Consider the following 13,585-nt stretch of genomic DNA (forward strand, 5'->3'; position numbering starts at 1 on the left):
GTGGGTTTCGTGGGAAAATGACGAAGAACGTAATCGTGCTTGGAGCCGGCATCGTCGGCGTATCGACGGCCATTCATCTGCAGCGGCGCGGACGCCAGGTGACTTTGATCGATCGCAAGCCGCCGGGCAACGGCACATCCTTCGGCAATGCCGGATTGATCCAGCGCGAGGGCGTGGTGCCTTATGGCTTTCCGCAGCAGCTCGGCCTTCTCGTCCGCTACGCCTTCAACAACCGTATCGACGCGCATTATCACCTGAAGGCGCTGCCCGGCCAGCTGTCGTTTCTGGCGCGCTACTGGTGGCACTCCAACACGAAGCGCCACCAGATGATCTCGAAGGCCTATGCGCCGCTGATCGCGCATTCGATCTCCGAGCACAACGACCTGATCGAGGCGGCGGGCGCCGAGCATCTGATCCGCAAGAACGGCTGGATCGAGGTGTTCCGTACCGGTGAAAAACGCGACGCGGAATTCGCCGAGGCCGAGCGGCTACAGCGCGAATTCGGCGTCGGCTTCGACAAGCTGGATACTGGCGATCTGGCGCGGCTGGAGCCGGATCTCAATCTCGGCTTCGTCGGCGCGCTGAAGTGGCGCGATCCGTGGTCGGTCATCAATCCGCAGGCGCTGACGGCAAGCTATCTGCGCTATTTCGAAAGCATCGGCGGCCGCTTCATCACCGGGGATGCGAACTCCTTCGGCAAGTTCGGCGCCGGCTGGAAGATCGCGACCGACGAGGGTCCCGTCGAATCCGACGAGGCGGTGATGGCGCTCGGGCCGTGGGCGGCGGTGGCGACGAAGCGCCTCGGCTACGCCTTCCCGCTCGGGGTCAAGCGCGGCTATCACATGCACTATTCGGCGAAAGGCAACGCGGTCCTCAACAACACCGTGGCCGATACGGAGCTCGGCTATCTGATGGCGCCGATGGAGAACGGCATCCGGCTGACGACGGGCGCGGAGTTCGCGGCGATCGACGCGCCGAAAACACCGGTGCAGCTCGACCGCGCCGAAAAGGTGGCGCGCGGCGTGTTTCCGCTCGGCGAGCGGCTCGATCCCGAACCCTGGATGGGCGCCCGCCCCTGCACGCCCGACATGATGCCCATCATCGGCAAGGCGCCGCGCCACGAAGGCCTGTGGTTCGCCTTCGGCCACGCGCATCACGGGCTGACGCTCGGGCCGGTGACCGGAAGGGCGCTGGCGGAGCAGATGACGGGCGAAAAGCCCTTCGTCGACATCTCCGCCTATTCGCCGCAGCGGTTCAATCCCTAAGCGATCCGGCTAGGATATACCCAAAGCCTTGAGATCGCGGAGTGCCGTCTTCGCGATCTCGTCTATTGTCCCGTCAATATCGACGGTAACGACGCCGGCTTCGCCGGTCGGGACTTCCAGCGTCGCGAGCTGGTTTTCCAGCAGGGAAAGCGGCATGAAGTGGCCCTTGCGGGCGCCCATGCGTGCGATCAGAAGCTCCCTGGAGCCGTGCAGGTAGACAAAGAGCAAATTGCCGTCGACGGCGGCGCGCAGGCGGTCGCGGTAGCTCTTCTTCAGCGCCGAGCAGGAAACGACGATACCCTCGTTTCGGTCGAGTGCTGCCTTCATGGTCTGGCCGATGATATCCAGCCAAGGGAAGCGATCCTCGTCGGTGAGCGGGGTGCCCTTCGACATCTTCTCGACATTCGAGGCCGGATGCAGCGCATCGCCTTCGGCGAATTCGACGGCAAGGGCTTTCGCTACGACCTCGCCCACGGACGACTTGCCGCAGCCGCTGACCCCCATGACGATGATGGCATGGGGGTGCGTGTTTTGTGCTGACATTCCAGAAATTCTCCTCACCTCGGCATGATCCGCCGTGTCAGGAGACCCAAGATTACGACGCGATGGCCGCATTCTTGCGGGCGAGACGTGCCCTGATGGTGTCGACATCGGCGCGCGGCGTCGCCGCGAACAATGTCTTGGTATAGCTGTGCTGCGGGTCGTTGAAAACCTGATCCCGCGATCCGTATTCGACAGCTTCGCCGTAATACATGACCATGACGTCATCGGCCATGTAGCGGACGACCGAGAGGTCGTGGCTGATGAAGACGTAGGTCAGGTTCAGCTCGTCCTGCAGGTCGGCGAGCAGGTTCAACACCTGTGCCTGCACCGACAGGTCGAGTGCCGAAACCGGCTCGTCCAGCACCAGAAGCCGTGGCTTCAGCATCAGCGCGCGGGCAATCGCGATACGCTGGCGCTGGCCGCCGGAGAACATGTGCGGATAGCGGTTGAAGTGGACGTCCTGCAGGCCGACCTTCTTCAACATCGACATCGCCAGTTCGCGGCGTTCGGCAGCGGGCGTGTTGGTGTTGATGATCAGCGGCTCCATCAGGATATCGCCGATCTTCTTGCGCGGGTTCAGCGAACCATAGGGGTTCTGGAACACGATCTGCACCTTGCGGCGCATCTCGGGCGTCAGGTCGCCGGCTGCGATATCCACCTTCTTGCCGTCGATGAACAGTTCGCCGTCGCTTGCCGGATCGATCATGGTGATGATGCGGGCGAGCGTGGACTTGCCGCAGCCGCTTTCACCGACGATGGCGAGCGTCTTGCCCTGTTCCACCTTGAAGTTCACGCCCTTGACGGCGTGCACGGTCTTTTCCTTCTTGAACAGGCCGCCCGGCAGAAAGTAGTTGCGGACGATGTTCTTGCCTTCGAGGACTGGCGTCATTGGGCCGCTCCCTCACTCGTCTGTTTGAAGATCTCGCCGATGGTCGGCAGGCGGTCGCCGGTGGCATTGTCGGGCAGAGCCGCGAGCAGCGCGCGGGTGTAGTCGCTCTTCGGGGATTCGAACAGCGACAGCACGTCGGCCTCTTCCATCTTGCGGCCCTTGTACTGCACGATCACGCGATCGGCGGTCTCGGCGACCACGCCCATATTGTGGGTGATCATGATGAGACCCATGCCGTGTTCCGTCTGCAGGCGCATCAGGAGATCGAGGATCTGCTTCTGGATCGTGACGTCGAGTGCTGTGGTCGGCTCGTCGGCGATCAGGAGCTTCGGGTTGCAGGCGATCGCGATCGCGATCATCACGCGCTGGCACTGGCCACCCGACATCTGGTGCGGGAAGTGGCCGAGGCGCTCGGCGGGGTTCGGAATGCCGACCGCTTCGAAGAGCTCGATGGCGCGCTTGCGGCGTTCCGCCTTGCCGAGGCCGAGGTGGATGCGCAGCACTTCCTCGATCTGGAAGCCGACCGTGAAGCACGGGTTGAGGCTGGCGATCGGCTCCTGGAAGATCATCGACATGTCCTTGCCGATGATCTTGCGGCGCTCGCTTCCGGACATGCCGAGCAGGTTGCGGCCGTCGAAGACCAGCTTGTCGGCCGTGACCTTGGCGGTCCAGGGCAGAAGGCCCATGGCAGCAAGCATGGAGACGGACTTGCCGGAGCCGGATTCGCCAACGATGGCCAGAACTTCGCCGGCCGAAACCTTCATCGACACGCCATCGACGGCGCGGAAGGTGCCGGTCGAGGTCTGGAACTCGACGACGAGATTTTCGATTTCGAGAAGTGCCATATCAGGACCTCTTCAGTTTGGGATCGAGCGCATCGCGCAGACCGTCGCCCATCAGGTTGATGGCGAGAACGGTGATGAGGATGCACAGGCCCGGGAAAGTGACGAGCGACGGCGAACTCTGGAAGAACTCACGGGCGTCGGCGAGCATCGTGCCCCACTCGGATGTCGGCGGCTGGGCGCCCATGCCGAGGAAGCCGAGGGCCGCCGCGTCGAGGATGGCCGCCGAGAAGGCGAGCGTTGCCTGAACGATGAGCGGTGCCAGACAATTCGGCAGGATCGTCTTGAACATCAGGCGAAGCGTGCCGGCGCCGGCGACGCGGGATGCCACGACATATTCCTTCTCGCGCTCGCTGATGACGGCGGCGCGGGTCAGGCGGACGAAGTGCGGCTGGTTGACGATCGAGATCGCGATCATGGCGTTCAACAGGCCGGGACCGAGAACCGCGACCAGCACGAGGGCCAGAAGCAGCGACGGGAAGGCCAGGATGATATCCATGACGCGCATGATGATCGTATCGGTGCGGCCGCGGAAATAACCGGCGATCAGGCCGAGCAGGACGCCGGCGACAGCCGACAGCGAGGCAACGACGAGGCCGATGAACAGCGAGAAGCGCGTGCCGAAGATCAGGCGCGAAAGCATGTCGCGTCCGACGGCATCGGTGCCGAGCAGATAGGCGCTGTTGCCGCCTTCCGACCAGGCCGGCGGCAGGCGCTGGAAGCCCGATGGCACGTTCGGATCATGCGGGGCGACGACAGATGCGAAGATCGCCAGCAGCAGAACGAAGACGAAGACGACGAGGCCGATGACAGCGCCCTTGTTGCGGGAGAAGTAGTACCAGAACTCCGAGAGACCGGAGGGCTGGGCAGACGTGGTGTTTGTCGTGCTCATGGGCCGCTCCTAGTGTGTGATGCGTGGGTTGATGAGACCGTACATGAGATCGACGATCAGATTGACGAGCATGATGATGGCCGCGATCAGGAGCAGACCGCCCTGAACCACGGTGTAATCACGCTTGAACACCGCATCGACCATCCACTTGCCGATACCCGGCCAGGAGAAGATGGTTTCCGTGAGGATCGCGCCGCCAAGGAGAACACCGACCTGCAGGCCGATCGAGGTGACGACAGGGATCATGGCATTGCGCAGCGCATGCACGCCGACGACGCGCAGGGGCGCGAGACCCTTGGAGCGGGCGGTGCGGACGTAATCCTCGCCGAGAACCTCGAGCATGGCCGAGCGGGTCTGGCGGGCGATGACGGCCAGCGGAATGGTGCCGAGAACGATGGTCGGCAGGATCAGCGACTGGAAGGCCGACTTGAAGGCGCCGGCCTGACCGGACAGCAGGCTGTCGATCAGCATGAAGCCGGTGACCGGCTTGAAGAAGTACATCAGCGAGATACGACCTGAAACTGGCGTCCAGTGCAGCGTATTCGAGAAGAGGACGATGAGGAGCAGGCCCCACCAGAAGATCGGCATGGAATAGCCGACAAGGGCGACGCCCATGACCCCCTGGTCGAACCACGTCCCGCGCTTCACAGCGGCGAAGATGCCGGCGGGAATGCCGAGGATGATGGCGAACAGGATGGCACAGAGCGACAGCTCCAGCGTGGCCGGAAACAGCGACATGAACTCCTGCAGGACCGGGCGCTTGGTGACGATCGACGAACCGAGATCGCCCTGCACGAGATTACCGAGGTAATCGATGTACTGGACGTAAACGGGCCGGTCGAGGCCGAGGTCGTGCATGATTTCGGCATGGCGTTCCGGCGCCATGACACGCTCGCCCGACATCAGCATGACCGGATCTCCGGGCAGCAGGCGGATGAACGCGAAGGCGATGATGGAAACACCGAGGAAGGTGGGGATCAGGACCGCTAGGCGCCCGATGAAAAAACGAAACATATCATATGTCCATATTAGTCCGGCGGTCAGGTATCAAACCTGACCGCCGGCCAAGCCCGATCTTGTCGGGCATCTTTGCATAGATTTGGTTATTCGGCGATATCAACGCCGTCGAAGCGGTGAACACCGACCGGATCCTGCACGTAGCCGGAAACCTTGGCGCTCATCGGAACGAATTCCGTCGAATGGTCGATGGTTGCCCAGGGAGCTTCCTTCTTGAAGACAACCTGTGCTTCTTCGTAAAGCTTCGTACGCTCAGCAACGTCGGAGGTCTTCTTGGCCTTCTTCACGAGGGCGTCGAATTCCTTGTTGCACCACTGCGCACGGTTGTTGCCGCCGACAGCTTCGCAGCCGAGCAGCGTGTCGAGGAAGTTGTCCGGATCGCCATTGTCACCCGTCCAGCCGAGGATGGCGGCGCCGTCGCGCTTCACGTCCTTGGAGAGCTTCAGGTATTCGGCCCATTCGTGGGTGACGATGTCGACCTTGACGCCGACCTTGGCGAGGTCAGCCTGCATCAGCTCGGCGGCGCGACGTGCGTTCAGCATGTACGGACGCGAAACCGGCATCGCCCAGATCTTCATCGAGAGATCCTTGACGCCAGCGGCTTCGAGCATCTTCTTGGCTTCGTCGGGGCTGTAGGCATCGTCCTTGACGGCGTCGTTGTAGGACCACATCGTCGGCGGGATCGGGTTCTTGGCAACCTGGCCAGCGCCCTGGAACACGGCATCGACGATCGCCTGCTTGTTGATCGCCATGTTGAGCGCCTTGCGCACTTCAGGCTTGTCGAACGGCGCCTGCTGCGTGTTGTAGGCGAGGTAGGAAACGTTCAGGCCCGGCTGTTCGAGAACCTTGAGGCTGGAGTCGGCCTTGAGGTCCTTGACGTCTGCGGCGTTCGGATAAGGCATGATGTGGCATTCGCCGGCCTTGAGCTTCTGAGCGCGAACCGAAGCGTCAGGCGTGATCGCGAAAACGAGATCGTCGATCTTTTCCTTGCCCTTGAAGTAGGTTTCGTTGGCCTTGTAGCGGATGACGGCATCCGGCTGGTAGGCGACGAAGGTGAACGGACCGGTGCCGAGCGGCATCTGGTTCATCTGCTCCATCTTGCCATCGGCCTGCAGCTTGTCGGCATATTCCTTGGAAACGACCGATGCGAAGTCCATCGCGAGGTCGGCGAGGAACGGTGCTTCCGGATGGTTCAGCGTGAACTTGACGGTCAGGTCATCGACCTTCTCGACCGACTTGATCAGATCCGGGAAGCCCATGCCGGCAGCGTATTCGTAGGAAACGCCGGCGACGTACTTGGCCCAGGGGCTGTCGGCCTTCAGCTGGCGGTCGAACGAGAAGACGACGTCGTCAGCGTTCAGGTCGCGGGTCGGCGTGAAGAATTCGGTGGTCTGGAACTTTACGCCCGGATGCAGCTTGAACGTATAGGTCAGGCCATCATCGGAAACGGTCCAGCTGTCGGCTAGGCCCGGCTCTACTTCGGTCTTGCCATGCTTGAACTCGACCAGGCGGCTGTAAACGGTACGCGACGAAGCGTCGAAGGTGGTGCCAGCCGTGTAGATTGCGGGATCGAAGCCTTCCGGCGATCCTTCCGAGCAATATACAAGCGTCTTGGACCAAGCGGTCGACGCCATGGCAGAAGCCAAAACAGTCGCTGCCAGAAGGACAGAGATCTTTTTCATGATTTCGTTTCCCAGGTTTGTTCTTTTATACGTTTGTCTGATCGCAGAGCGCTCCTCCCGATCGTGCGCCGATGGAACGACATTTGATTGTTTAAATCAACGACCGGGCCGGAAAATTTTTCCAGCTGGACAACTTTAGTAATTTTACGCCGAAAATGGGCCGAATTTAGCAATATTCACGCTGGATAACCCTTGTTTTGGTCACATTTAATGTTGCGCATATCAATGGTAGTGCAAATACCGAGCTCTGGACCAAGCGCTTTCAATCGGAATCCAGAAACGAAACAACCGCAGCCACGATCCGTGACTGCGGTTGCGAAGAATAACGCGACGCTACCTCAGGCAGCCGGCGCGACAGCCCGTGGCTTCGGGTGATGATGATCCTCAAGGCCGAGCAGGAAGTTGATCTGCGGGCGGGCCTTGACCAGATCGTCGATCGAATATTGCGTCAGCACATCGAAGAAGGCGTTGAGCGCCTTGCGCAGTGCCGAGTTCAGGCCGCAGCTATCGACCAGCGGGCAATCGACTTCGCCATCATCCTCGAAGCATTCGGCCATTGCGAAGCTGTCTTCCGTGACGCGGACGACGTCGAAAAGGCTGATCTTGTCCGCCGGCTTGCCCAGACGCACACCGCCGTTGCGGCCGCGCACGGTCTCGACGAGGCCAGCCTTGTTCAGCGGCTGCAGGATCTTGAACAGAAAGAGCTCGGAAACGCCGTATGCCTTGGCAATTTCGGGAATCCGGCTGAGACTGCCTTCATTGGCAGCGCAGTACATCAACATGCGAACAGCATAGTTGGTCTGCTTGGTCAAACGCATGCCGATCTCCAGATTCGTTCTCGTTAGGCACCGTATATAATGCCTTTGATAGTTTTGAACAATTCCAAAATAGAAAAAGATGAAAAAATGAATCACGTTATAAAAGCGCGCTGCGCGCAGCCCTGAACGAAAACGGGCTCCTCGCGGAGCCCGTATCCAAAGCCTAACTTTAACAATCACTTATTTCATGACTGGCATGGAGAATTCGGCGCCGTCCTTGATGCCGGAGGGCCAGCGTGTGGTGATGGTCTTGGTTTTCGTCCAAAACTTGATCGAGTCCGTGCCGTGCTGGTTGAGGTCGCCGAAGGACGATGCCTTCCAGCCGCCGAAGGAGTGGTAGGCAAGAGGGGTGGGGATCGGAACGTTGATGCCGATCATGCCGATGTTGATGCGGCTGGCGAAGTCGCGGGCAGCGTCACCGTCACGGGTGAAGATCGCGACGCCGTTGCCGTATTCGTGCTTCATCGGCAGGTCGATCGCTTCCTCGTAGTTCTTGGCGCGAACGACGGAGAGAACCGGCCCGAAGATTTCCTGCTTGTAGATATCCATATCCGGCGTGACGTGATCGAACAGCGTGCCGCCGACGAAGTAGCCGCCCTCATAGCCCTGCAGCTTGAAGCCGCGGCCATCGACGACGAGCTTGCCGCCCTCTTCCACACCCTTGTCAATCAGGCTGCTGATGCGGGCCTGAGCTTCCTTGGTGACAACAGGGCCGAGATCGGCCTTCTCGTCGGTGTAAGGACCGATGCGCAGCGCCTCGATCTTCGGCGTCAGCTTCTCGACCAGGCGATTGGCGGTTTCTTCACCAACGGGGACAGCAACGGAGATCGCCATGCAGCGCTCGCCGGCGGAACCGTAGCCAGCGCCCATCAGCGCGTTGACGGCCTGATCCATGTCGGCGTCGGGCATGATGATCATGTGGTTCTTGGCGCCGCCGAAGCACTGGGCGCGCTTGCCGTTCATGGCAGCGGTGCCATAGACGTAACGGGCGATCGGGGTCGAGCCGACGAAGGAGACGGCGCCGATATCCGGGTCCGTCAGGATCGCGTCGACAGCGGTCTTGTCACCGTTGACGACGTTGAGGATGCCCGCCGGAAGGCCGGCTTCGATCATCAGTTCGGCCAAGCGCATCGGCACGGACGGATCGCGCTCGGAAGGCTTCAGGATGAAGGCGTTGCCGCAGGCGATCGCCGGCGCGAACATCCACATCGGGATCATGGCCGGGAAGTTGAAAGGGGTGATGCCGGCGCCGATGCCGACGGCCTGGCGCATCGAGTACATGTCGATCGCCGGACCTGCGCCCTCGGTGAACTCGCCCTTCTGCAAATGCGGAATGCCGCAGACGAATTCGCAGACTTCGAGACCGCGGATGATGTCACCCTTGGAGTCTTCAACCGTCTTGCCGTGCTCCTTGGAGAGCATGACGGCAAGCTCGTCCATGTGCTTGTTCAACAGCTCGACGAACTTGAAGAAGACGCGGGCGCGGCGCTGCGGGTTGGTGGCTGCCCACTTCGGCTGCGCGGCCTTGGCGTTTTCGACGGCGGCGCGCATCTCCTCGTTGCTGGCGAGCGCTACGGTCGCCTGAACTTCGCCCGTTGCCGGGTTGTACACATTGCTCGCGCGGCCGCTCGAGCCAACGACGTGTCTGCCGCCGATGAAATGACCAATCTCATGCATGGGTGTGCCTCCTCTGGGTTTCACAGTCTTTATTGGATGAGCCAGCATCGCACTTCAATTTGCACAAATCAATGAACAGGTTTAAGCAACCGTTGTGCAAAAATTAAAGCCGGAGGCCAATTTGGACTGGGATGATGTGCGAATGTTCCTGGCCGTGGCCCGCACCGGACAAATCCTTTCGGCCTCCAAGCGGCTGGGCGTCAACCACGCCACGCTGAGCCGACGGGTGACGACGCTGGAGGAGCGGCTGAAGACACGGCTGCTTGTTCGCCGCACCAATGGCTGTGACCTGACGGCGGAAGGCGAGATGTTTCTGCATGCCGCCGAACGCATGGAGACCGAGATGTTGAGGGCGCAGGCGAGCCTCGGCCATCTCGACAGCAGCATTGCGGGAACGGTTCGGATCGGCGCGCCCGATGGCTTCGGCGTCGCGTTTCTGGCGCCACGGCTGGGCCGGCTGATCAAGCGGCACCCGGAGCTCCGGATACAGCTGGTGCCTGTGCCCCGCTCCTTCTCGCTGTCGCAGCGCGAGGCGGATATCGCAATCACGCTCGAGCGGCCGGAACAGGGGCGGCTCGTCTCGTCGAAACTGACGGATTACACGCTCGGGCTCTACGCCTCGAAAGACTACCTCGAAGCAAACGGCACCCCTGACGATATCGAGGCGCTGAAGGAGCATCCCCGGATCGGCTATGTCGAAGATCTGATCTTCACCGCATCGCTGAATTTCTCATCGGCGGTGATGCGCAGCTGGGACGCCGGCTTCGAGATTTCGACAGCGACCGGGCAGACGGAAGCGGTTCGCTCCGGTGCCGGGATCGGCATCCTGCACGATTACATTGCCCGGCAATATCCCGAGCTCATCCGAATATTGCCCGATGTGTCGATCGAGCGCGCCTACTGGACGACATATCATGAAAGCGCACGCGACCTGCTGCGCGTGCGCACCGTCGTCGATTTCCTGCAGGAGCTTGTGTCGGCCGACAGGCAGATGTTCCTGTAGCCAGGCCGGCGCCTCTTAAGCGTGCTTTGGTGGCTCGTCGTTTTCATCCGGATTGGGATTGGGCAGCTCGTCGGGCAAACTGTCGGGCTCCGGCTCGTGGATCGGAGGCTGCGGCGCCCAATCGGGTCCCGGCATCGGCGGCGTGCCGGGCAAGGGTTCGTTTGGCACGGACATGATCCGCTCCTTTCTCATATGGCTTGTGTTCGGGTGCCCCAATCTAGCTCTGGGCGGTTTCGCCTGCGCGCATAGGCATGGCATCGATGATGGTGAAAAGCTCGGCTGCCGTCATCGGCTGGTCGATGGTTAGCTTCACCGTTCCGTCCTTGCCGACAAGGAAGGCCATGAATTCTCCGAGCGGCGGGGCGGCGAGATCATTCGAAAGCGCCTTGGCGTCCAACTCCTTCACGGCACCGAACAACGGGCGAACGGTGTTGCCGGCGACCTTGAGCACGACCAAGTCGCGCTCCTCGAGGCCCGGCCGGTCTGCCATCAGCTGGTTTTCCTGGCGAGCGGTTCGGGAATTATCCTTGTCGGGAAAGATCACAACGACGCGGTTCTCCCAGCGAAACTGCGCGAGGCTTGGGATGACAGCCTTGTCGAGGCCGTTCTCCGGTCGTTCGGTTGTGCCATGGGTTTCCGGCATAGACGCGCTCCTTTGATAGGAGGAAAACGTGTGCTGATGGCGGGAGTTCCATGGCCGGCCGGAAGGGCCGGGAAAGCTTGGTGATCAGCCGCGCCAGGACCGGCGCAATTGCCATATGCTGCCGAAGAGCAGAAAGAAGAGCGGCACGCTTCCATAAGACAGGTGAAATCCGGCAAGCGGCACCACCGCAAAGCCGCCCTCGCCCGCCGTGACCGGAAGATGAACCCATCCGACCATGTAGACGGCGCGGGAGACGGCAACGGCCACCATGATCAATCCAGCAAGATCGATGAAGCGCATATGCTCGCGCATGGAGCGTGTGAAGACGCCGAAGAAACCGACGGCATAGGTCAAAAGCAACAGATAGGTGGCCGCGCCGAGCAGGCTGACATCATGCAGCAGGATATCGTCGGTCGTCTCCGAGAAATTGGTATCCAGAATGGGAAGCACGACGGCTAGGGCCGAAGACAACAGCAGCATGCCGCGTTCCAAGAGTTCGCCGCCATCGACCAAGCGGTCGCCGATGCGAAATGCACGTCGTTCCATGATGCCATCCCCACGATACCGTCCGGCCGCTGCTCAACATGATGTAGCGCCCGGAAGAACATTCGCCCTCAGGTTGCTAATCTATCCTATATGGGGGGAGGTAAAACTACCTCTGGCATCGGCCCGTCCCTGAGGTTCGGGCGGTACGGTTAATGAACCGCTAAGCGAGGATCCGAGGCGGCAGGACCGGCGAAAAGCCGCCGGTCCCGCAAGAACAACTGGATTATTCCAGGCCGAGCGAAGCAAGCGGCAGCTGCAGGGCAGCGGCAATGCGCTTGATCTTGGCGGAATCCGTATCTTCGCCGCTTTCGATTTCCTCGATTTCAGCGACGAGCAAACCACACGTCACGGCGAGATCGTCAACGCTATAGCCAATGGTCTCACGTGCGGTTCTCAGAACAGCGCCTGCGTTGACCGGAGGGATTGGCTGGGCGTTGGATTTATCCAGATTGCTGAGCGAAATGGACATATAAGTCTCCTTCTAAAATCACTCTGAATTAACCCCCGGCGGGAAAATGGCATTCTCGTTCACATTTTGCAACGCAATATAACGCAGGGGGCGCGGTGCATGGCGATGATATTGATTAGCAACACCTTTTATACAAGGGTGACTCACGAAAAATACCTGTCCGGCGCGGCGACAGGCCTTTGAAAGGCCATATCAGGCACAGCTTGGAGAGGCGGACGACTCATCAAAACGCTCGATTTTGTCTGCGCGGAGCATGTTGCGGAGCGTCATTCGCAGGCGTAAAATCACGCTATCGGCGCCTGCGGTGAGGTCGCCTCGATGCGACCATTGTTTGATCCCGGCAAGCGCCCCTTTGGAGCGCGTATGGCCATGTTCACAAGGGATCGCAGAGACGCTGATCAGGATATCGAGAGCTACACTCCGCTATGCCGATCGCATGGCGGCGCGGAGGTTCTGGCGCTTCTGCCCGATCCGGTGACCGCCCGGCTCTGCCTCGACCTTGCCGAGGATGCGGCGCATGCCATCCATGGCTCCATGGCCGCCGCCCACATCGGATCGGAGCCGATGACGCTGGTCTTCTCGCCCGAGGAGATCGATCTGATACAGTTGCGCGATCACGCCGAGGGCTCATCGCGGCAGCGTTTCGAGCAGGTGGGCCGTGCATTCGCCACCTGGCGCCGGCGTCACTCGCAGCGACGCACGGTTTTTCTCGACGATTGCCGCGGCGACGTCGCCCGCTGCGTCGCCACCGAATGCGCGACGAGCGCGCTCGTGGTGACATCGAGGCACGGCAACGCCGATGCGCGCGACGCGTTCCGTAGCGTCGTGTTCAGCCAGCACAAGCTGGTCCTGATGCCGCCCGCCCGAGATTACTATCAAGGCAATCTTTTCGGCCATGTGGTGATCGGCTGGAGACAACAGGGACACGCCGAAGACACGCTGGTCGCCGCCAAACGCTGGCTTGCGGCCGCGAAACGGATCACGCTCGTCTGCATCGACGACACCGATGGCAAGGCCGAGAGGAGCGCCGAAGCGATGCTTACCCGCCTTGCGCTTCAAGGCCAGGTGGTCGCGATATCGTCGAATGGCCGTTCGATCGGCGAAGCGATCGTGGAATTCGCTAAAGTGGAGAACGCAACCTGCCTGCTGATCGGCGCCTTCAGGCACGGCTATCTTCTGGAACTGCTCTTCGGCCGGATCACCCGATACGTGCTCTCGCACGCGACCATGCCGGTGATGATGAAGCATTGAGGCGATGTCTCAAGGGAGACGAAGCCGGGTACCAATCTCATTATAGTG

At 61.0% G+C, this 13,585-nt stretch carries 15 protein-coding genes; 3 read left to right on the top strand and 12 right to left on the bottom strand.

Features of this window, described 5'->3' with window-relative positions:
• Nucleotides 1–17: 17 nt before the first annotated feature.
• On the top strand, nucleotides 18–1,265 hold the full coding sequence (locus ACCD05_RS12915; RefSeq protein ID WP_413393155.1) for an NAD(P)/FAD-dependent oxidoreductase: 1,248 nt from the start codon (nucleotides 18–20) through the stop codon (nucleotides 1,263–1,265).
• A 9-nt stretch (nucleotides 1,266–1,274) separates the two neighbouring features.
• Here the strand turns inward: ACCD05_RS12915 and ACCD05_RS12920 are convergent, their stop codons facing one another.
• The 8 genes from ACCD05_RS12920 to ACCD05_RS12955 form a co-directional block, all read right to left on the bottom strand.
• Nucleotides 1,275–1,808, bottom strand: coding sequence for a gluconokinase (locus ACCD05_RS12920; protein WP_413393157.1), 534 nt, complete (start codon nucleotides 1,806–1,808; stop codon nucleotides 1,275–1,277).
• 52 nt (nucleotides 1,809–1,860) lie between these two features.
• Nucleotides 1,861–2,697, bottom strand: a complete 837-nt coding sequence (locus tag ACCD05_RS12925) for a dipeptide ABC transporter ATP-binding protein (protein ID WP_018898504.1) — start codon at nucleotides 2,695–2,697, stop codon at nucleotides 1,861–1,863.
• Complete coding sequence (locus tag ACCD05_RS12930) at nucleotides 2,694–3,542, bottom strand: ABC transporter ATP-binding protein (RefSeq protein ID WP_209232736.1); 849 nt, start codon at nucleotides 3,540–3,542, stop codon at nucleotides 2,694–2,696. Before ACCD05_RS12930 ends, ACCD05_RS12925 begins: the two co-directional genes overlap by 4 nt.
• A 1-nt stretch (nucleotide 3,543) precedes the next feature.
• A complete protein-coding gene (locus ACCD05_RS12935; protein ID WP_018898502.1) occupies nucleotides 3,544–4,431 on the bottom strand; it encodes an ABC transporter permease subunit in 888 nt (295 codons plus the stop codon).
• A 9-nt stretch (nucleotides 4,432–4,440) separates the two neighbouring features.
• Nucleotides 4,441–5,445 carry an ABC transporter permease subunit gene (locus tag ACCD05_RS12940; RefSeq protein WP_413393160.1) on the bottom strand — a complete coding sequence of 335 codons (1,005 nt, stop codon included), beginning with the start codon at nucleotides 5,443–5,445 and terminating at the stop codon, nucleotides 4,441–4,443.
• An 89-nt stretch (nucleotides 5,446–5,534) separates the two neighbouring features.
• On the bottom strand, nucleotides 5,535–7,130 hold the full coding sequence (locus tag ACCD05_RS12945; protein ID WP_413393162.1) for an ABC transporter substrate-binding protein: 1,596 nt from the start codon (nucleotides 7,128–7,130) through the stop codon (nucleotides 5,535–5,537).
• A 338-nt stretch (nucleotides 7,131–7,468) separates the two neighbouring features.
• Nucleotides 7,469–7,948: an iron-responsive transcriptional regulator RirA gene (rirA, locus tag ACCD05_RS12950; RefSeq protein ID WP_047508293.1), complete on the bottom strand. Its 480-nt coding sequence runs from the start codon at nucleotides 7,946–7,948 to the stop codon at nucleotides 7,469–7,471.
• Between the two features lie 180 nt (nucleotides 7,949–8,128).
• The gene (locus ACCD05_RS12955) at nucleotides 8,129–9,625 is read right to left on the bottom strand and encodes a CoA-acylating methylmalonate-semialdehyde dehydrogenase (protein WP_047508295.1); all 1,497 of its coding nucleotides are present in this window, start codon (nucleotides 9,623–9,625) and stop codon (nucleotides 8,129–8,131) included.
• 121 nt (nucleotides 9,626–9,746) lie between these two features.
• On the opposite strand from ACCD05_RS12955, the gene ACCD05_RS12960 reads away from it, so the two are divergent.
• Complete coding sequence (locus ACCD05_RS12960; protein ID WP_111561739.1) at nucleotides 9,747–10,628, top strand: LysR family transcriptional regulator; 882 nt, start codon at nucleotides 9,747–9,749, stop codon at nucleotides 10,626–10,628.
• 15 nt (nucleotides 10,629–10,643) lie between these two features.
• Here ACCD05_RS12960 and ACCD05_RS12965 read toward each other — a convergent pair whose 3' ends face one another.
• The 4 genes from ACCD05_RS12965 to ACCD05_RS12980 all read right to left on the bottom strand — a co-directional run bounded on the left by ACCD05_RS12965 (nucleotide 10,644) and on the right by ACCD05_RS12980 (nucleotide 12,286).
• On the bottom strand, nucleotides 10,644–10,802 hold the full coding sequence (locus ACCD05_RS12965) for a hypothetical protein (protein ID WP_018898496.1): 159 nt from the start codon (nucleotides 10,800–10,802) through the stop codon (nucleotides 10,644–10,646).
• Between the two features lie 43 nt (nucleotides 10,803–10,845).
• Complete coding sequence (locus ACCD05_RS12970) at nucleotides 10,846–11,271, bottom strand: DUF4174 domain-containing protein (protein WP_413393165.1); 426 nt, start codon at nucleotides 11,269–11,271, stop codon at nucleotides 10,846–10,848.
• A gap of 84 nt (nucleotides 11,272–11,355) precedes the next feature.
• Nucleotides 11,356–11,817 carry a hypothetical protein gene (locus ACCD05_RS12975; RefSeq protein WP_112979885.1) on the bottom strand — a complete coding sequence of 154 codons (462 nt, stop codon included), beginning with the start codon at nucleotides 11,815–11,817 and terminating at the stop codon, nucleotides 11,356–11,358.
• A 223-nt stretch (nucleotides 11,818–12,040) separates the two neighbouring features.
• Nucleotides 12,041–12,286: a helix-turn-helix domain-containing protein gene (locus ACCD05_RS12980; RefSeq protein ID WP_047508304.1), complete on the bottom strand. Its 246-nt coding sequence runs from the start codon at nucleotides 12,284–12,286 to the stop codon at nucleotides 12,041–12,043.
• A gap of 363 nt (nucleotides 12,287–12,649) precedes the next feature.
• Between ACCD05_RS12980 and ACCD05_RS12985 the strand changes: the two genes are divergently transcribed.
• Nucleotides 12,650–13,537, top strand: coding sequence for a universal stress protein (locus ACCD05_RS12985; RefSeq protein WP_413393168.1), 888 nt, complete (start codon nucleotides 12,650–12,652; stop codon nucleotides 13,535–13,537).
• Nucleotides 13,538–13,585: the final 48 nt, after the last annotated feature.

This window comes from Rhizobium sp. Rhizsp42 (genome assembly GCF_047304155.1).
Classification (GTDB): domain Bacteria; phylum Pseudomonadota; class Alphaproteobacteria; order Rhizobiales; family Rhizobiaceae; genus Rhizobium.

What these genes read in the sequence shown, in the direction of transcription:
- ACCD05_RS12975 (WP_112979885.1), bottom strand. Translation starts at nt 11,817, where the DNA reads ATGGAACGACGTGCATTTCGCATCGGCGACCGCTTGGTCGATGGCGGC.
- ACCD05_RS12965 (WP_018898496.1), bottom strand. Translation starts at nt 10,802, where the DNA reads ATGTCCGTGCCAAACGAACCCTTGCCCGGCACGCCGCCGATGCCGGGA.
- ACCD05_RS12945 (WP_413393162.1), bottom strand. Translation starts at nt 7,130, where the DNA reads ATGAAAAAGATCTCTGTCCTTCTGGCAGCGACTGTTTTGGCTTCTGCC.
- ACCD05_RS12935 (WP_018898502.1), bottom strand. Translation starts at nt 4,431, where the DNA reads ATGAGCACGACAAACACCACGTCTGCCCAGCCCTCCGGTCTCTCGGAG.
- ACCD05_RS12940 (WP_413393160.1), bottom strand. Translation starts at nt 5,445, where the DNA reads ATGTTTCGTTTTTTCATCGGGCGCCTAGCGGTCCTGATCCCCACCTTC.
- ACCD05_RS12985 (WP_413393168.1), top strand. Translation starts at nt 12,650, where the DNA reads ATGGCCATGTTCACAAGGGATCGCAGAGACGCTGATCAGGATATCGAG.
- ACCD05_RS12915 (WP_413393155.1), top strand. Translation starts at nt 18, where the DNA reads ATGACGAAGAACGTAATCGTGCTTGGAGCCGGCATCGTCGGCGTATCG.
- ACCD05_RS12970 (WP_413393165.1), bottom strand. Translation starts at nt 11,271, where the DNA reads ATGCCGGAAACCCATGGCACAACCGAACGACCGGAGAACGGCCTCGAC.
- ACCD05_RS12955 (WP_047508295.1), bottom strand. Translation starts at nt 9,625, where the DNA reads ATGCATGAGATTGGTCATTTCATCGGCGGCAGACACGTCGTTGGCTCG.
- rirA (WP_047508293.1), bottom strand. Translation starts at nt 7,948, where the DNA reads ATGCGTTTGACCAAGCAGACCAACTATGCTGTTCGCATGTTGATGTAC.
- ACCD05_RS12920 (WP_413393157.1), bottom strand. Translation starts at nt 1,808, where the DNA reads ATGTCAGCACAAAACACGCACCCCCATGCCATCATCGTCATGGGGGTC.
- ACCD05_RS12980 (WP_047508304.1), bottom strand. Translation starts at nt 12,286, where the DNA reads ATGTCCATTTCGCTCAGCAATCTGGATAAATCCAACGCCCAGCCAATC.
- ACCD05_RS12925 (WP_018898504.1), bottom strand. Translation starts at nt 2,697, where the DNA reads ATGACGCCAGTCCTCGAAGGCAAGAACATCGTCCGCAACTACTTTCTG.
- ACCD05_RS12930 (WP_209232736.1), bottom strand. Translation starts at nt 3,542, where the DNA reads ATGGCACTTCTCGAAATCGAAAATCTCGTCGTCGAGTTCCAGACCTCG.